Below are 21,612 nucleotides of genomic sequence, written 5' to 3' on the forward strand. Positions count from 1 at the left end.
TAGAAAAGGTGCATATTTACATATCAATGAAAATATGCACCTTCCCTCAGTAATATCATCAGGCATTCGCTTCTATTACAAAGATTTCATAGTATTTACATCATACTATGAATAACTCATAAAGATTTCTACGTCTTTACCAATTACTTTTTACATTATCCCCTTAAAAAGTAATGCTCTTAATATATTCATTATTCCCTGCACTTGATATGCAGGTATTGGTCTACCCTTTTCGTTCATTGCGTTGCATCTTTTATACTCTCTACTTTTCCGTTAATAAAATGGATTTCTCTTTTATCCCTTCAAATTCATTTAATAGGTACTTAACTATCTTTTCAACTGCCGGGGAGCTCACTATTTCTTCATGTGATCCAGGGACAGAATACTTATTTACTCTTCCTTTTAATAAAGGTCCCCAATCTGTAAACAACTCTTTTCCCTCCTCAGCACTAAAGTAGATAACTTCCCCAAAGTATGGTATCAAGTCATGCTCTGCCATTATGTTCAGGCATTTCCTATGAGCATTGATAACTTGCTTCAAATTCATAAGATCTGCATCAGGAGGGAGTACTCCCTCCATAATTAGTCGCTCTACAAGCATATCTTGTTCATGGAAGAGGCCTTCCCCCTGCTCAGTAAAATCTCTAGGAATGAGATGCTCATATATATATGAGAGCATATCCTCCGTTGTTTTATAGTCCTGCTCTGAAGGTACTTTAGTATCCATGAGTACCAACAACTCAACTTCCTCACCTTGATTCTTTAACACAGTTGCGATTTCATAAGCAATTGCACCGCCTAAAGACCATCCTCCAAGACGATATGGGCCTTCTGGCTGAACACGTTTTATTTCTTCGATGTAAAGTTGAATTACTTCCGGCAAAGTTAACTCGTCAATTTCTTTCTTTTCTATAAGAGGATTCTGTAAACCATAAAATGAACAATGGTTCTTAAGCAATCTTGCTAGTTGAATGTAACAAAATACATTCCCCATAAACGGATGAACGCAGAAGAAAGGTCTTTTTTCTGATTCTTGCAGTGGAACCAGCGCTGATACCGATTTCGTCATATCATGCTTATCACGAATAAGGCATGCGATTCCTTCCACTGTTGGATTCTTAACCAATGTAGACACCTTAATCTCTTTTCCAAACTTCTCCTTAATTTTTGAAACTAATTTAATTACAAGGAGAGAGTGTCCCCCTCTATTAAAGAAATCATCATTTACATACACATCTTCTATCTGTAACACATCCTGCCAGATTTTAATCAACTGATATTCAATTTCATCCCTTGGAATGATTGGTGTAGAGAAGTTATTTTCTCTTTGAATAGTTAAATTGTTCAATGCCTTTCGATCAACTTTTCCATTCGTTGTAAGAGGAATCTCGTCTACCTTAATAAAGTGTGCGGGAACCATATAATTCGGTACTTGTCTCTTGAGATATTCACGCCAATCATGCATACTTCCATCTCCAACTACATAAGCAACCAATCTCTGCTGTCCTAATTTATCCTCTGTTACCAAAACTACTGTTTCTTTTACCAATGGATGCCTCTCTAGATTCGCTTCAATCTCTTCAAGTTCAATACGAAAGCCCCTAATTTTCACTTGATTATCAATTCTTCTCAAGTAATCTAAATTACCATCAGGTAAATAACGAACCAAATCTCCAGTACGATATAAACGCTCTTCTTCATTAAATGGATGACGGATAAATCGCTCTGCTGTTAATTCTGGACGATTCAAGTATCCTCTCGCTATACCTGCACCACCGATATATAACTCACCTGTTACACCAACTGGAACAGGTAACAAATTTTTATCCAATACATAAGTTTGCACGTTCGGCAACGGACGTCCAATTGTAACTCTCTTACTATCTGTTTGAATATGATAACACGTTGTATCAACCGTACATTCTGTAGGACCGTAGACGTTATAAAAATCAATTTTTTCGGTCTCTACTAGCTGTTCCCATAATGATGGCATGATTGCTTCACCACCGACTAATATCTTACTTGGTACATGAACATCTGCACTTATTTCTAGCAATCCTTCATCTATAAGTAATTGAAGCAATGAAGGTGTCATATCAAACATTTCCAATTTATTCTCCCTAATATAGGATACAAATTGTTCCGGATTAGTGCGAACTTCACTTGGGATAATATATAAACTTGAACCATAAAGCAACATTTGTAATTGCTGAATAGATACATCAAAGGCAATTGATGCATTCAAACCGACGCGCATATTACTAGGTATCTCATGTGAGAAAACTTCTTTTTGTAAACCATAGGATAGGTTTATTACAGAATGGTGCTGTACTAAAGCCCCCTTTGGATTCCCTGTCGAACCAGAAGTATAGATAACATACGCTAAGTTTTCCCCTGTTACCTCACATATTGGTGAAAGTTTGCTTTCTTGAGAAATCATTGCTTGGTCCCTATCTAGGCAAACTGTCTTGATGTCTTTAGGTATCCATCCTAGTAATACCTCATTTGTAACTAACACTTTAATTCCTGTGTCTTCTAAAATATATTGCAGGCGGCTTTCCGGATTCGATGGATCCAATGGAACATAGGCTGCTCCAGCCTTCCAAATTCCCATGAGACCAACAACCATCTCAACTGAACGCTCAAAGCAAAGGCCAACTAATGACTCTGTCCCAATTCCACATTTCTGTAAATGATGGGCTAATTGATTAGCTCTTTCATTCAGCTCCCGATATGTTAGTTGCTGTTTTTCATCTACCACTGCCAACGCGTCAGGCGTACGATTTACTTGCTCTTCGAATAGTTGATGGATTGCATTCTCACGTGGATAGGATATAGTATTATTATTCCATTCTTCCAATAGCTTTCTTTGTTCAGCTTCCGTAATATATACTAGCTCCGATAGATTTTGATCAATGTTTTTGAGCATTTGCATTAACACTTGGTGTAAATGACCCAGCATTCGTTCAATGGTTACTCTATTAAACTTACTACAGTCATACATTAACTTTAACGATAACTGGATTCCTGGAACTACAGCTAACCCTAATGGGTAGTGGGTTTGTTCTACCCCTTCCAATTCACCAATTTCCAGATTTTCTGAAGACTCCTCTTTCACTGGATAATTTTCAAACACATATAAACTATTGAACAGCGGTATTCCTCTAGGAACTTCACTCCACCCCTGAATCTCTGTCAAAGAAGCATACTCATATTGTCTTCTTTCTATCTCTTCCTCTTGTATCTTCTGCAACCAATCTATTAATTTTATATCATCCACCAATTGAATTCGCGTCGGTGACGTTGTAATGAAAGGACCTACGATGTTTTCAACATCAATAATCTCCGTAGAACGCCCTGAGCTTGTTACACCAAAAACAATGTCATTTTCTCCACTATATCGGCTCATGAGATATGCCCATGCACCTTGAATTACTGTACTCAAAGTAAGTTTATTGCGTTTCGCCCATCCTTGTAACGCTTGAGTCTGCTCTTCTGATAAATACGTAACCTTCTCTGTGTAACCTTTTTCTTCCTCTTTACTTTCTAAGCCCAGCAAAGTTGGCGCAGTAAAACCTTTTAGCTTCTCTCTCCAGAATTGTTCCGCCTGCTCCTTATCTTGCTCTCTTAACCATTGGATATATTTCTTATATGGTGAGGACTTAGGTAACTTCACAGCTTCTCCATTCATTCTCTTCTGATAGACTGTAAGTAATTCATTAAATACTAATGGTAAACTCCATCCATCCAGTAAAATATGGTGATGGGTCCAAACAATCCGATATTCTTCCTCACCTTCTTGAATGACTGTTACCCGCATCAATGGTGCTTCATCAAATTGGAAGGCTTGTTTTCGATCTAATGCCAAAAAGACTTTTCTTTTTTCCTCTATCTCTTCACTTGTCATTGTACGCCAGTCTTCTTTGTTCACTTTAAATGGGATATTTTCATACACCACTTGTACAGGTTCTTCAATTTCGTCCCATACAAATGCTGTACGAAAAATTTCATGCCGCTGAATTACAGATTTCCACGCCTGCTCAAATGTAGGAATATTCATTTTTCCTCGAATCATAAAACTCAATTGCACTATATACGGTGCAACATGTTCATCCCCTTGGTCATGCAATGTGTGGAAAATCATACCTTCTTGCAAAGGTGATAGTGGATATAAATCAGTAATCTGATTGTTCTTTCCGCGATGCATTTTGTTTAGTACATTTGTCAAACCTTCTTGGCTAAGATTAGCCATTGCAAAATCCGAAATGGTCAGTGCAGATTCTCTATCTGAAAATTGAATCAATGTACTCAGTTGATATAGCATATTCTGTGCAATACTTTGAATCGTTGATTTGGCAAATTGTCCAACATTGTATACCCAAGTGAACTGAAGTTTTCCATCCGTTACAACCCCAATTACATCAATTACATGCGATCGCTTGGAACCGGCTGCATGATCTAAACGCTTAAATTCGTTCTCCGGAATAAACATTGCATCGCTAGAAAACATTTGGTCAAATTGTCCAAGATAGTTAAAACTAATAGACGGTGTATATTGGGAGCTTAATTGCTCACACATTGTTGCGCTCATGTAACGCAACACCCCATAATCAACACCCTTATTAGGAATTTTGCGAACTTGTTCTTTAACTGCTTTTAATGCTTCAATTGGCGTATTAGCACTAGTAATATTTAAATGAACTGGGTAAATACTTGTAAACCATCCCACAGTTCTCGATAAATCAACATCTTCAATAATCTCTTCTCGACCATGTCCCTCTAAATCTACGCTCAATATCGGCTGCCCCGTACATGCTGCCGTAGCTTGTACTAATGCTGCTAATAATACTTCATTGATTTGGACACGGTGAGTGCTTAAAGTCTCTTGCAATAACATACGGGTCTCATTCTCATTTAACACCACAGTAATTTCCTCAGTTACTGCGCTTACTGGATTACTTATAGTACCATCTACCGGCAATTTAACTACGTCTTGTTCAGCCTGCTCCTCCCAGTAATGTAGCACTTCTTTTGATAGTCCAGTTTCAGCGTAATGATGTAATTTCTCCGACCATTCTTTAAAAGATGTACTCTTCATAGGTAATTGAATTTTCTGCCCTTGGACTACTTGCGTATATGCTGTTTGCAAATCTTCCAATAAAATTCGCCAAGAAACACCATCCACGGCTAAATGATGAATTGTCCAAAATAATCGGCCAGCGTGCTCACCTTCATCAAAATACACCATTCTCATTAGCGGACCATCATGTAAATTCAAACTTTCTTGTGCAACATTAATCTCTTTTTGAATAACCTGATGCCAATCAGCTTCCGGCACTTCGTCTAATGAAATGACAGTAAGCATCAATTGTTCTTCTATTCCTTCATTCCACTGTTTCCAAACCCCATTAGGCAAACGTTCATATCTTAAACGCAGAGCATCATGATGAAGTAGAAGGTTACCTGCCGCCTTTTCCAGTGATCCTATGTCCAATTTCTCTTTCGTTCTAAAGAACATGGATTGATTCCAATGATGTGGGTTAGGATGATTTTGTGCAAAAAACCTTTGCTGAATAGGTGTAAGTATCGTCTCTCCAGTTATAATTCCCTGTTCAGCTTGTACACCTTGTTCTTCTTTGACTACTTGCGCCAACTCAGCAATCGTTTGGTGTTCAAATATTTGTTTTGGTGTCAATTGTAAACCAACTTGCTTCGCGCGCGAGACAATCTGAATGCTAAGAATTGAATCTCCACCAATTTCAAAGAAGTTATCATTCATACCAATACGTTTTGAACCTAGCACACGTTCCCAAATGATAGAAAGCCTATGTTCACGTTCATTTCTTGGGGCCACGTATCCTTCTTTTGTTCCTTGATAATCTGGTATAGGTAACGATTTCCGATCAACCTTTCCATTTATGGTTAGCGGTAATTCTTTCATTTCGACAAAGTAGGAAGGTATCATATGGATTGGCAGTTTTGTTTTAAGATACTCTCGCCATTCTTCTAAACTGCCTTCGCCCACTACATAAGCTACCAGCCTCTTATCTCCCGACTGATTTTCCCTAACCATTACAACTGCCTCTTTTACTAAGTAATGCTCCTGTAAGGTCGACTCAATCTCTCCAAGTTCAATTCGAAATCCTCTAATCTTCACTTGATTATCCATTCTTCCTAAGTAGGCTATATTACCATCAGGAAGATATCTCACAAGATCACCTGTTCTATATAACCTCTCGCCTTCTTTGAATGGATGAGAAATAAATCGTTCGGATGTTAACTCTGGACGATTCAAGTACCCCCTTGCTAGACCTGCTCCTCCGATATAAAGTTCCCCCATCACACCAACTGGAACTGGCAACCTATTTCTATCTAATACATAAGTTTGGATGTTAGGCAATGGACGCCCAATTGTTACTCTCTTACTATCTTTTTTAATATGATAGCATGTTGCATCAACCGTACATTCTGTAGGACCATATACATTATAAAACTCCATTTTATCAGTCTCTACTAGCTGTTCCCATAATGACGGCATAATTGCTTCGCCGCCAACCAATACCTTACTTGGAACATGAACGCCATCGTACGTTTCTAACAATCCGGCATCTATAAGTAATTGAAGCATTGAAGGCGTTATATCAAAGATTGCTAACTTGTTCTCCCTAATATAAGCTACAAACTGTTCCGGATCACTTCGTACTTCATTCGGAATAATATACAAACTTGAACCATAAAGCAGCATTTGTAATTGCTGAATAGATGCATCAAAGGCAATTGACGCATTTAAACCGACATGCATGTTAGATGGTATCTCATGTTCGAAAACCTCTTTTTGTAAACCATGCGACAAGTTTAGTACAGAATGATGCTGTATCAAGACACCCTTTGGATTCCCCGTCGATCCCGAAGTATAGATAACATACGCTAGGTTTTCTCCTGTTACTTCACATTTTGGTGAAAAAATGCTTTCTTTTGAAATCATTGCCTGATCCCTATCTAGACAAACTGCCTTGACTTCTTTGGGTATCCAGCCTTCCAATGACTCATTCGTAACTAATACTTGAATTTCAGTGTCCTCCAAAATATATCGTAGGCGACTTTCTGGATATGATGGGTCCAATGGAACATATGCTGCTCCAGCCTTCCAGATCCCCATAATACTAACAATCATCTCAACTGAACGCTCAAAGCAAATTCCAACTAATGATTCAGTCCCAATCCCACATTGCTGAAGATAGTGGGCCAATTGATTAGCTTTTTCATTCAGCTCTCGATATGTTAACTGCTGTTTTTCATCTACCACTGCTACCGCATCAGGTGTACGATTTACTTGCTCTTCAAACAGCTGATGAATCGTACTTTCCTGTGGATATGCTACATTATTATTATTCCACTCCTCCAACTGTTTTTGCTGTAATCCTGATAATATAGGCAACTTAGCTAATGATTTATCAGGATTCTCCACGATTACATTCAACCAGTTCCCAAAATGTTCAGCCATGGATTCAATAGTTAAGCTGTCAAATAAATCAGTTCTATAAACAAAAGTAAGTAATAAACCCTCTTCCACTTCTGCAGCAGTTAAACTTAAATCAAACTTAGTGATCGGAGCATTACTTTCCATTACTTCTATATTTCTTCCATGTAATTCTGGTAGCTTCTGTCCCGTATTTTGCAAAGTAAACATGGTTTGAAAAATCGGGGAATGGCTTGTATTTCGTTCAGGTTGGATAACCTCTACAATTTTCTCAAACGGAACATCTTGATACTCATACGCCTTCAATGCTTTTATCCGCACTTGAGACAACAACTCTTGAAATGCCGGTGCATTACTTAAATCAGCTCGATAAACCAAAGTGTTGACAAAGAAACCAATCAGCCCCTCAATTTCTCGATAATTTCGATTTGCAATTGGGCTACCAACAATAATATCCGTTTGTCCCGTATAACGAGCAAGGAAACTTTGATACGATGCCAATAAGGTCATGAAAAGTGTGGCCCCTTCTTGACGACTTAGTTCGTTTAATTTATCCAGTAATGAGCGTGACAACAAAACATTATGAGTTAATCCATGATGGGTTTGCACTGGCGGACGCGGACGATCCATTGGCAACATTAAGACTGGTAACTCACCAGATAATTCTTCCTTCCAATATGCAAGCTGTTGATATAGTACTTCATCTTTCAACCAGTCTCTTTGCCACTGAGCAAAATCGGCATATTGAACTTGTAGTGGTTCCAGCTCTGCTTGTTTTTCACCAATCGCATTCTCATAAAATGCCATCCATTCTTGAAGCAAGATTTCCATCGACCACCCATCCGAGATAATATGATGCATATTACACAGAAGAACCCATTCTTCTTCTGAAATTCTTATGAGTTTCCCACGGAATAATGGCCCTTGTTCTAAATCAAATGGAGATTCGACTTCAGTTTGAATCCATTGCTCCAACTTTCTTTCTCGCTCCTCTAATGAAAGCTTATTTAAGTCCATTTGCAGAAGCGGACGGAAAACGTACGTTTGAATCTGCTGCACAGGATGGCCATCCTCTTCATAAAATACAGTCCGCAAAGATTCATGACGCTCTATCAACTGATTCCATCCCAACTCCAATGCCTCAGGTAACCAATTCCCTGTAAGCCGGCATACCATCGGCATATTATAAAGTGCACTATTAGGTGCAAATTGTTCAATAAACCATAAGCGCTGTTGGGCATAAGACAGTGGAATATTTCCCCCTCGTTCCATCGGCATCAATGGTGGAATTTCTCGTTTTTCGCTCCCCTTACGTAACTGATCTATTCGTTTCGATAATGCCTCGACCGTTGAATATTCGAACAGTTCACGTACTGGCAATTTGATTTGAAAGACTTCCTGTAAGCGTGAGACCACTTGTGTAGCAAGTAGAGAGTGACCACCGAGCTCAAAGAAAGAATCCTGAACATCAATGCCTCTTATTCCTAGCACTTGACTCCACACTGAAGCAATAAGTTCTTCCAGCGGAGTTCTTGGGTATACAGTATTTTCAGCGGATTGTTCACTAAGTATAGGCAATGCCTTCAAATCAAGTTTTCCATTCGGTGTAAGTGGTAAAAATTCCATCTCAATAAAGTTTGTTGGAACCATGTAATTAGGTAAATGTGTTTGTAGATGTTCTCGCCATTCATGGACACTTCCTTCACCAACTACATAAGCTACTAATCTCTTATCACCTTGATTATCCTCTCGCACCAATACAACAGCTTCTTTCACAGAAGAATGCGCCTGCAAAACAGCTTCTATTTCTCCCAATTCAATCCGGAAACCACGAATTTTCACTTGGTCATCTATACGTCCATGGAACTGGAGATTACCATCAGAAAGATAACTTGCTTTGTCTCCTGTATAATAGAGACGTTCTCCTGACTTGAAAGGATGTGGAATAAATTTTTCCTTTGTAAGATCCGGACGATTAGCATATCCACGTGCAAGACTCTTCCCTCCGATATAGAGATCTCCAATTACACCAGTTGGTACTAGCTGAAGATGAGAATCTAACACATAAACTTCTGTATTCGCAATCGGTCGACCAATCGATGGCGTACCTGTTGTCACTCCTACAGGTACATAACAATCTGTGGTAACAACGGTATTCTCCGATGGACCATACTGATTAATTACCGCAAAAGGAATATCGTTAGATGGATACTGCGTTAATTGATCCCCACCAGTAATGATAAAACGAAGATCCGTTTTATCTGGCCAAGATAATTTCAAGAGTCTTTCCAGAATAGGCGTAGGTGCAAAGCTAGCTGTTATTCGTGAATCAATGAGCCAGTCCCTTAGTGCTTCTGGATTAATTCTCAGTTCCTCTGTTGACAAGTAGAGCGCTGCGCCAGCAGTTAGATACGGCCAAATCTCCTGGACAGCCGAATCAAAAGCAACCCCTGCAATCTGAGTCGCACGATCCTCTGCTGAAATATGATAAACTTCCTGATGCCAAGAAACCATATTCATTAATGAGCGATATTCAACCATTACACCCTTCGGTTTTCCTGTAGAACCAGAGGTATAAACAATATAGGCTAAGTTCTCTGGATTTATTTGACGTGTAGGTGCGATTACGCTTTCCACCGTTAATTCTTCTAACCTCACCATTTCGACGTGTGCGAAATGTCCGTCTTGTCCTTCCGCCGTCACTACAAATTGAATTCCTGCATCTTCAATCATGTATTCTAACCTTGATTTTGGATACAACGGATCTAAAACGACATAAGCTCCACCAGCTTTTAAAATGCCTAGTAAACTTACCATCAGCTCAGCTGATCTCGGAAGATAAACCCCTACCACTGACTCTGGAGCTACTCCCTTTCGCTGTAAAACATTTGCCAACTGATTTGCTTGTGTATCCAATTCACCATAAGTCCACTGTTTTGTTTGATCAACTACCGCAATCGCATCAGGACGCCTTGCTACTTGCCCCTCAAATTTGTCGCAAATAAGACCCTGATGAGACATTTCCATTACAGTGTCATTCCATGTTTCTAATAACAAAGTACGCTCGGTTTCTGATAGCATGCTCAGGTCATGCAACGGATTTTGTGGGCGATGAGAAACTTCATGTAGCCATTTCTCAAAGTGTCCTGCCATCCGTTCAATAGTAGTAGCATTGAATAAATCCTTATTGTACTCAAAAGTAAAAAGTAATCCCTCTTCCGTCTCAACTGCCATTACACTTAAATCAAACTTTGCAATTGGACTATGGCTTTCTATCATTTCAATACTTCTACTAGATAACACCGGTAACTCTTGTTTCATATTTTGCAAGATGAACATAGTCTGGAAAATTGGCGAATGACTTGTACTTCGCTCCGGTTGCACAACTTCTACAATTTTTTCAAATGGAATATCTTGATATTCATACGCCTTCAATGCCTTTTGACGAACCTGATACAGTACATCTTGAAATGTCGGTCTACCACTCAAATTAGCTCGATAAACCAGCGTGTTAACGAAGAAACCAATTAGTCCTTCAATTTCTCTATAATTCCGATTCGCAATTGGGCTTCCGACCAGAATGTCTTCTTGTCCCGTATAACGAGATAGAAAACTTTGATATGCAGCTAAAAGCGTCATGAAGAGTGTAGCCCCTTCTTTTCGACTAAGTTCATTCAATTTATCATGTAGCGTGCTTGGCAGAACCAGAGTGTATGTCGACCCGTGATGTGTTTGTATTGCGGGACGCGGGCGATCCACAGGAAGTTGGAGTACAGGAAGCTCCCCAGACAATTCTTCCCTCCAATATTGGAGTTGTTGATCAAGCACCTCCTCCTTTAGCCATCCCTTTTGCCACTGAGCAAAGTCGGCATATTGAACCGGTAATGGTTCAAGTTCCGCTACCTTTCCATCCGTTGCTTTCTCATAAAATGCCATCCATTCTTCAAGTAGGATTCCCATTGACCATCCATCTGAAATGATATGATGTAGAGTACAAAGGAGTATCCATTCTTCCTCTCCCACGTGCAAAATACTTGTCCTGATTAATGGACCCTCTGTTAAATCAAATGGTACTTCTGTTTCTTGTTGAATTAAACGTTTAACTTCTTCTTCTTGATCTTCAGAAGAAAGCATAGTTAAATCCGTTTTCGGAATTGATTGAAAAGCATACGGTTCAATTTGCTGTACGGGTTGACCATTCACCTCTTGAAAGACCGTCCGCAGTGATTCATGACGTTCTATTAGTTGATTCCATCCCGTTTCCAATGCTTCAAGTAGCCAATTCCCTGTAAGACGGCATACCATTGGCATATTGTAAAGGGCACTATTAGGTGTAAATTGATCAATAAACCATAAACGTTGTTGGGCATAAGATAGTGGAATAGCTTCTCCTCGTTTCATTGGTATTAGTGGCGGAATCTCTCGTTTTTTATCTCCTTTACGTAACTGTTCTAATCGCTTTGCCAGTGACTCCACCGTTGTATATTCAAATAGTTCACGTACTGGTAATTCGATTTGAAAAATTCTCTGTAAACGTGACACTACTTGAGTAGCTAGTAGTGAATGACCACCGATTTCAAAAAAGGAATCCTGAACACTAATATTTTTTATTCCTAACACTTGGCTCCAAACGGAAACGATGAGCTCCTCCACTGGTGTTCGTGATGAAGTAATATCTTCACTTATGAACTGTTCTTCTAATTCCAATAATGCTTTCCGATTCACTTTACCATTTGGAGTGAGTGGCATACCTTCAATTTGGAAAAAGTATGCCGGAACCATATAATGTGGTAATTGCTTCTTGAGATATTCACGCCATTCTCCAGCATCCCCTTCACCCACTACATAAGCTACTAACTGCTTATCTCCTGGTCGTTCTTCCTTCACCAACACGACTGCCTCTTTTACAGATGAGTGATCATGTAAAGCTGCTTCAATTTCTCCCAATTCAATTCGGAATCCTCTAATTTTAACTTGGTTATCTATTCTTCCAATATATTCTAAGTTACGATCATTCATATATCTCACCAAGTCACCCGTTCGATATAATCGTTCCCCGTCCTTAAAAGGATGCGGAATAAAACGTTCAGTAGTTAAATCCGGTCGATTGAAGTAGCCACGTGCCAATCCTACTCCTCCAAGGTAAAGTTCCCCTGCCACACCAATCGGGACTACTTGTTGATATTGATCTAACACATACAACTCTGTATTATCAATTGGACGACCAATCGGAATAATCATTGCTTCTTTTTCTAAATCACAATTGTAATAAGTCACATCCACAGTCGCTTCAGTAGGACCATACAAGTTAATTAACTTTGTTTGCTGAACATTGTAAAAGATCCCCTTAAACCGGCGAACATGCTCAGTGTTTAACGCTTCTCCACTAGTGAAAACTTGAATTAAAGACGATACATCCCTTTTCGAATTATATAGTTCCATATAATCTAAAAAAGTAGATAACATCGACGGAACAAAGTGTATGGTGGACACGCGATATCGTTCAATATACTCCTCAATCACCGCAGGATCTTTCTCTCCTCCTGGTGGAAGTAAACAAACACGTGCTCCTACAAATGACCACCAAAATAATTCCCATACAGAAACATCAAATGAAAACGGTGTCTTTTGTAGGATTGTATCCTCCTCGGACAATGGGTATTTTTTCTGCATCCACTGTAGGCGGTTGATAACGGAATGATGTTCAATCATTACCCCCTTTGGATTTCCCGTCGAACCCGAAGTGTATATAATATAGGCTAAGTTATTTGCTGTTACTCCACTTACCGGAGCTAAATTACTCTCTTTAGAAATCATCACTTGATCCCGGTCTAAACAAATTGCTTGAATATCTTTAGGTAACCAGTCCTGTAGTGCCTCTTTTGTTAACAGCACTTGAATTTGTGAATTCTCCAAAATATATCTCAGGCGGTTTTCAGGATAACTTGGGTCCAGTGGGACATAAGCCCCACCTGCCTTCAAAATCCCAAAGAGACCGATAATCATATCAGGAGAACGTTCAATACATATACCAACCAATGATTCAGGTCCGATACCTCGTTTTTGTAGAAAATGTGCCAATTGATTCGATTTTTCATTTAGTTCTTGATACGTTAGCTTTCCACCCTCATAAACTACCGCCACTGCGTCAGGTGTCCGTGCAACTTGCTGCTCAAATAGCTCATGAATCATACAATCATGACCATAAACTACGTCCGTATCATTCCATTCTTCTAGGAGTTGTTTTTGCTCAGTATCCGATAACATTGACAGCTTTGTATATGATTCATCTGGATGATACGTGATTTCATTTAGCCAGTTCTCAAAATGTCCTGCCATACGTGCAATGGTACTACTATCAAATAAATCCGTGTTGTATTCAAATGAGACGAATAGACCTTCTTCCACTTCATAGGCAGTTAAGCTCAAATCAAATTTAGCAATAGACATATTACTTTCTACCATTTCAATACTTCTATCAGGCAAATCTAGTCGTTCTTGTTTTATATTCTGTAGCGTAAACATGGTCTGAAATATAGGGGAATGACTCATGCTTCGTTCAGGTTGCACAGCTTCTACCACTTTTTCAAATGGTATATCTTGATATTCGTAAGCTTTTAACGCTTTTTTCTTTGTTTGGTTCAAAATCTCCCGAAAGGTAGGGGTGCCACTCAAATCTGATCGATAAACCAACGTATTAACAAAGAAACCAATTAATCCTTCTACTCCCTTATGGTTCCGATTTGCAATCGGGCTACCAACTAGAATATCTTTTTGTCCCGTATAACGAGCAAGAAAGCTCTGGTATGCGGCCATTAAAGTCATAAATAAAGTGGATCCTTCTTGTCGGCTTATATCCTTCAATTGACTGAGCAATTTATAAGGAAAAATCACGTGATGCGCAGCCCCAGAGTAAGTCTGCTTAACCGGTCGAGGTCGATCCACTGGCAGTTGTAAGATAGGAAGCTCACCAGACAATTCTTCCTGCCAATACGTAAGCTGACGATTTAGCACATCACCTTGCAACCACCCCTTTTGCCACTTCGCAAAGTCTGCATATTGAATAGATAATGAACTTAATTTAGCAGGATTTCCACCCGTTTCTTCTTCATAGAAAGCAAGGCATTCATTCATGAATATACCAATGGACCAAGCATCAGAAATAATATGATGCATCGTACACAGTAATAACCATTCATCCTTCTCTAATTGAACAAGCTGATTACGAATTAAAGGACCATTCATTAAATCAAATGGTTCTTGCGCTTCGCTCGCAATTAAACTATTTACCTCTTTTTCTTTTACTTCTAGAGGAAGTTGAGAGTAATCCCTTACAGGTAATGCTCTAGGAAGGAATTCGACAATTTGTTGCACAGGCTGTTCTCCTATTTCTTTAAAAACAGTTCGTAATGATTCATGACGTTCAATGAGTCGATTGAATCCCTTCTCTAATGCTTCAGGTATCCAATTTCCTTTTAGATGCCATACTGTTGGAATATTATATAAAGAACTGTTTGGGTTAAATCTGTCCATAAACCACAAACGTTGTTGTGCATAAGACAACGGGAGTGCTTCTTTATTCTCCTTTTTTTGCATTTGCTTCTGAAGCCATGCTCTCTTCTCAGGAGAAAGTGAACTCAGCTTTGCAAGTAAATCACTTCTCATTTTTTTACCCCTTCCTCAATCAAATTACTCTCGAATATCCCATGTGCTTCTTCCTCTGATAGCTCTTCTAATTGCTTAAGCAGTTCTAGTAATTCTTCATCATTACTGACTTCTGCTTCTTTTTGAATATAGTCTTGAAGACTTACATTCTCCTTACTATCATTCTGCATTTCTTGATTTTTGTTATCGAGCAATTGATCAATCTGTTCTGCCAATTGCTGCACCGTATGAAATATAAATAAATCATGCAATGGTATCTCGATTCCAAAAGCCTCTTTAAGATTGGAAACAGCTTGCGTAGCAAGTAATGAATGTCCACCAATTTCAAAAAACGAATCTTGAATTCCGATGTTTTCCATACCTAAAACTTCATGCCATATCGAAACAATTGTTTTTTCCGTAGACGTACGAGGAGCAATATAACAACTTGCTATCTCCTGCTTCTCTGGTGCTGGTAAAGCCTTCCTATCAATTTTCCCATTAGGAGTGAGTGGAAATGCATTTAATCCAACAAAATAGGATGGAATCATATAGTTTGGTAGTTGTTCCTTGAGATAATCACGCCACTTTTGAGCATCCCCGTCTCCTACAACATAGGCAATCAAACGTGGATCGCCAGGATAATCTTCCCGCACCATCACAATAGCTTCGTTAACTAATGTATGCTTTTGTAATACCGCTTCGATTTCTCCTAGTTCAATCCGGAACCCACGAATTTTCACCTGATGATCAATTCGTCCAACATACTCCAAATTTCCATCCGGCAAATACCTTACTAGATCTCCAGTCCGGTATACTCGCTCGTCTTCTTTAAACGGATGCGTTATAAATCGATTTTTCGTTAAGTCAGGGCGTTTTAAATATCCACGTGCTAACCCTGATCCACCAATGTACAACTCACCAACTACACCAATTGGAACCATTTTTTGTTCAGCACTCAATACATATACTTCTGTATTGAAGATTGGTTTACCAATTGGTGGTACCCTATGCATGACACCCTTTTCTAATTCCATATACGTGGAATACGTAGTATCTTCAGACGGTCCATATAAGTTGAACACCTTCTCAATCGTACTTCTCTCGTATAAATCTTGAACAAGCGGATATGGTAACGGTTCTCCAGCCAAATTCATTACCTTTACTGAAGAAGGAATTGTTTTTGCTCGAACCAGTTCCTTTGCTGCCGATGGCACAGTATTAACCAAAGTCACACCTTTGGTAGACAACTTGTCTAGATGTAGAGCATTTTCAGCGACAATCACCTTACCACCCATCGTTAAGGGAACAAATACTTCAAAAACGGATAAATCAAAAGATAGTGAAGTTGAAGCTAATACTCCCGCTAATTCCTTTCGAGAATACGTATGATGCGCCCAATGAATCATTGTTACTGTATTTCTGTGCTCAATCATTACTCCCTTTGGATTTCCCGTGGAACCTGAAGTATAGATAATATAAGCTAAGTTATCACCCGTCGCTTCACTCGTGCATACCGTAGTAACTTCTTGTTCTATTTCTGCTCGATTACGATCAATACAAATGACGTTGACGAATGTAGGTATAACCATTTTTTGTTGTAACTTTTCCTGTGTCACCAGTACCTTTATTTGAGCATCTTCTAAAATGTACTGCAGTCGACTTTCCGGATACGTTGGATCAATTGGGACATATGCTCCTCCTGCCTTCATAATCCCTAAGAGACCGACAATCATCTCGGATGAACGTGTAACGCAAATCCCAACTAATGATTCGCATGTTACACCATTTTTTTGTAAATAATGTGCCAACTGATTCGAGCGTTCGTCCAACTCTCGATATGTTAGTTCTTCATCTTCGCACACTACTGCAATTGCTTCTGGTGTTTTTTCCACTTGTTCTTCAAACATTGTATGAATCGTACTTTCTTCCATATCTATAACACGCGATTTATTCCATTCCTCTAGTAGTTGCTTATATTCTACTTTCGATAACATATTCAGTTCTGATAGGACACATTTTGGATGAGAGACAATTTGATTTAACCAATGTTTAAAATGACTTGTCATACGTTCAATGGTTGTATCATTAAACAAATCAGTATTATATTCAAAGGTTAGTGATAATCCTTCTTCCGTCTCAGAAGCAAATAAACTCAAATCAAATTTGGCAACAGAAGCATGGCTTTCCATGAGTTCCATTTGTCTTTCAGATAGCTGAAGAAATTCTTGTTTCATATTCTGTAAAGTAAACATAGTTTGAAATATTGGTGAATGACTTGTATTCCGTTCAGGTTTTACGGATTCTACCACTTTCTCAAATGGGATGTCCTGATGCTCGTATGCTTTTAGCGCTTTTTTTCTTACCTGCGACAAAAGTTCTTGGAACGTCGGATTTTCACTGAAATCAGCTCGATAAACTAACGTATTTGCAAAGAAACCTATTAATCCCTCAATCTCTTTCACATTTCGATTAGCGATTGGGCTTCCAACTATAATGTCGTCCTGTCCTGTATAACGAGAAAGGAAGCTTTGATACGCTGCCATCAATGTCATAAATAAAGTGCATCCTTCTTGCAAACTTAAATCTTTGAGCTTCTCCTGTAGGGAATTCGCCACTATTAAGGACTGACTTGCACCACGATGGGTTTGAACTGCAGGTCGTGGACGATCCATCGGTAATTGTAAAATCGGTAGTTCCCCAGATAATTCTTCCTTCCAATATTGAAGGTGCTGATTCAAATTCTCCTCTTTTTGCCATTCCTTCTGCCACATGACAAAATCTGCATATTGGATAGATAACTCCTTCAATTCCACTGGTTTTCCGGTTAGTGCTCCTTCATAAAAAGCCATCCATTCTTTAAGTAAGATTCCCATTGACCATCCATCTGAAATGATATGATGCATCGTACAAATGAGAACCCATTCTTCCCTGTCCACTTTCAATATGCGTGTTCGAATTAGAGGACCTTGTCCAAAATGAAATGGTGCCTCCGCCTCGTTTTGAATAAGGCGTTTCATTTCTCTTTCCCTATCTTCCAAAGAAAGATCTGTTAGATTCGTTTGAGGAATATGTCTGAACACAGGAGATTGAACTTGTTGAAAAGGTTCACCCTCTCGTTCTAGAATTGTCGTCCTTAATGATTCATGACGCTCCAACAATTGATTCCATCCGACCTCCAATGCTTCAATTGACCATTTACCTGTTAAGCGACACGCTGCATGAATATTGTACATAGCACTATTTGGCATTAATTGATCAATAAACCATAGACGTTTCTGCGCATAGGAAAGTGGGATAACTTCTTCTCGTTTCATAGGTACAAGAGGAGCAACCTCTCGTTTTTTATCTTCTTTTCGTAACTGATCCACTCGTTTCGCCAATGCTTCCACTGTATCGTGCTTGAAAAGTTCACGTAATGGAATTTTAATTTGGAACAGTTCTTGCAATCTAGAGACGATTTGAGTAGCAAGTAGAGAGTGCCCACCACGTTCAAAGAAGGAATCTTGAATGCCAATATTTTCTGTTCCTAACACTTGACTCCAAACCGAGGCAATAAGCTCTTCCGATGGCGTCCGAGGTAGCACATTTAAATCTTCAATAGCTTGCTCATCAGGTGCTGGCAAGGCCTTTCGGTCAATTTTCCCATTCGGAGTAAGCGGGAAGTGTTCTAACTCTATATAGTGCGCTGGAATCATATGATTCGGTAATTGGTTTTGTAAATACTCTCTCCACTCCTCGGTATTTCCATCGCTTATTACATATGCAACCAATCGTTGATCACCTGGACGATCTTCTCTAACTAATACGACAGCCTCTTTAATAAACGAACATTTTTCTAAAGTTGCTTCAATTTCTCCTAATTCAATCCTAAAACCACGCATTTTGACTTGATGATCCATTCTACCTATAAATTCTATATTTCCATCAGTTAGATATCTTACTGAATCTCCTGTTCTATATAGTCGTTCCCCCAATCGAAATGGGTGCGAAATGAATTTTTCAGCAGTAAGATTCTGACGATTTAAGTATCCACGCGCTAAACCAGCACCACCAATATATAACTCACCCTCAGTTCCTATTGATTGCAAGCGTTGGTTTTGGTCTAATACATATAATTGCGTGTTCTGTATTGGCTGCCCAATAGAAACAAATTCTTGATTAGGCTGGATATCAAATGCATTCATATAAATAGTGGCTTCAGTTGGTCCATAAAAGTTGGTTAATTTCACTTGTCCACTATAATTCCATTTCTGCTGAAATCGTCTAACTAACCCTGAACTTAGTTCTTCTCCACCAGAAAATACATGGCGTACAGAGGAACAATTCATGTTCAATTCAATATGATTGAAGTGATCTAAGAAAACAGATAACATCGAAGGTACAAATTGAACTATAGTAACCTGATGTTGTTTAATCACTTCAGCTATAATAGAAGGATCTTTTTCTCCACCTGGAGGTAAGAAAGATACACTTGCACCAACGTGAATGCCCCAAAACAATTCCCAAACAGAGACATCAAATGAGAATGGCGTTTTCTGCAAGACCACATCCTTTTCAGAAAGCGGATATTTATGTTGCATCCATTCTAGATAATTAATTACTGAATGATGCTCAATCATTACTCCCTTTGGATTCCCTGTAGATCCTGAAGTATACATAACATACGCTAAATTTTCTCCTGTTACACCACTTATGCATGGGGTTGATTCTTCTTTTTCAATTGCAGTGTAATCTTTATTCATACAAATCGTTTCTATTTTTTCAGATACAAACAAATTTTTAGAATTTTCTTCCGTCACTAGTACTTCGATTCCAGCATCCTCTAATATATATCGAAGTCGACTTTCTGGATAAGTAGGGTCAAGTGGAACATACGCTGCTCCTGATTTTAGAATACCTAATAACGCTATCATCATTTGTAATGAACGTTCCATATATACCCCAACTAGAGACTCTGGGCCTACACCATGCTTTTGTAGATAATGAGCTAGCTGATTTGCACGCTTCTCCAACTCTTTATAGGTAATTTGTTCATTTTCGTAACTAGCCGCGATTGCTTCCGGTGTTTTTTTAACTTGCTCCTCAAACATCGTATGAATCATGCCTTCAGCCGAATAATTAAATTGAGTATGATTCCATTCCTCTAGTAACTGTATCTGTTCTTCTTCTGTTAAATGAGTAATTTCAAATAGTTTTGAATCTAGGCTTTTCGTCATCTGAATTAATATTTGCAATAAATGATTCTGAATCCGATTTATTGTTTCTTCATTAAAATAGCTTCGATCATACATCAACTTTAAAGTAATTTTCTTACCGGGCATTACAATGAGTGTTAAAGGATAATTTGTTTGTTCCGTGCTTGTAACATCTAGTAATCTTAAATCATCATTTCTCTCACCTTGAATTGGATAATTTTCAAACACATACAAGGTATGAAATAAGGAGCTATTTCGCGGAACCTCACTCCAGCCTTGAATATCTATCAACGAATTATACTCATACTGTCTTCGTTCCATTTCTTTCATTTGTATTTTACGAAGCCAATCTACTACTGATGTATTATCCGTTAATCGAATTCTGGTAGGTAATGTGTTAATAAATAGCCCCACCATATTCTCTGCTCCTATTAAATCAGTAGGACGTCCAGCGCTAGTTACGCCAAATACGACGTCACTGTCACCGCTATACCTACTCATCAAATAAGCCCATGCACCTTGTACTAACGTATTCAACGTTAATCGACTATTTCGTACCCACTTTTGTAAACTCTCCGTAAGTTCCTCAGATACTTGATAAGCACACTCTCCATAACCCTTCTCTTGTCCTTGATCCTTTCTTTCCATTGCTAATGGAGTAGGTGCATAGAACCCTTTTAATTCTTCTTTCCAAAATTCCTCTGCTAGACTTTGATCTTGTTTATTTATCCACTGGATATATTTTTTATAAGGAAGAGATTTAGGAAGATTCAATAATTCTCCCTTTATCATCTTGAGATAAACTTCCATCACTTCACTAAAGACCAGTGACACACTCCATCCGTCTAGCAAAATATGATGATGTGTCCAGATAATTCTCGTTTCCTCTTTTGCTTCTTTAATCGCAGCGACTCTCATCAATGGTGCTTCATCCAATAAAAATCCTTTCCTACGATCTGCAGTCAAAAACTGTTGTAATTTCTCCTCCCTTTCCTCATGCGAATGGGCACTCCAATCCTCTTGATGAATAGTAAAAGGAAGACGTTCGTAAACTGCTTGTAGTGGCTTTTCTACTTCCTCCCATACAAATACTGAACGTAAAACCTCATGTCGATTAATAACATATTCCCAAGCCTTTTCAAAAGTATCAACATCCAATTTCCCCCCGAGCAAGAAACCTACTTGTACAATATAGGAAAAAGAATGTTCATCATCTTGATCGTATAAAGTATGAAACAGTATTCCTTTTTGCAAAGGTGATAAACCATATATATCAATAACGTCTCCCAT

2 protein-coding genes are annotated in these 21,612 nt (G+C 38.8%); both read right to left on the reverse strand.

The window, feature by feature from the left end; genetic code table 11:
- Positions 1-262: 262 nt before the first annotated feature.
- A complete protein-coding gene (locus F3I02_RS20725; protein ID WP_196478351.1) occupies positions 263-15,145 on the reverse strand; it encodes a non-ribosomal peptide synthase/polyketide synthase in 14,883 nt (4,960 codons plus the stop codon).
- Positions 15,142-21,612: a non-ribosomal peptide synthetase gene (locus F3I02_RS20730; RefSeq protein ID WP_196478352.1), complete on the reverse strand. Its 6,471-nt coding sequence runs from the start codon at positions 21,610-21,612 to the stop codon at positions 15,142-15,144. Before F3I02_RS20730 ends, F3I02_RS20725 begins: the two co-directional genes overlap by 4 nt.

The organism is Bacillus sp. SRB3LM (assembly GCF_015712745.1).
GTDB lineage: Bacteria > Bacillota > Bacilli > Bacillales > Bacillaceae_G > Bacillus_A > Bacillus_A thuringiensis_K.

Bases quoted from the DNA above. Each gene is read 5' to 3' on its own strand.
- F3I02_RS20730 (WP_196478352.1), bottom strand. From the start codon at position 21,612: ATGGGAGACGTTATTGATATATATGGTTTATCACCTTTGCAAAAAGGA.
- F3I02_RS20725 (WP_196478351.1), bottom strand. From the start codon at position 15,145: ATGAGAAGTGATTTACTTGCAAAGCTGAGTTCACTTTCTCCTGAGAAG.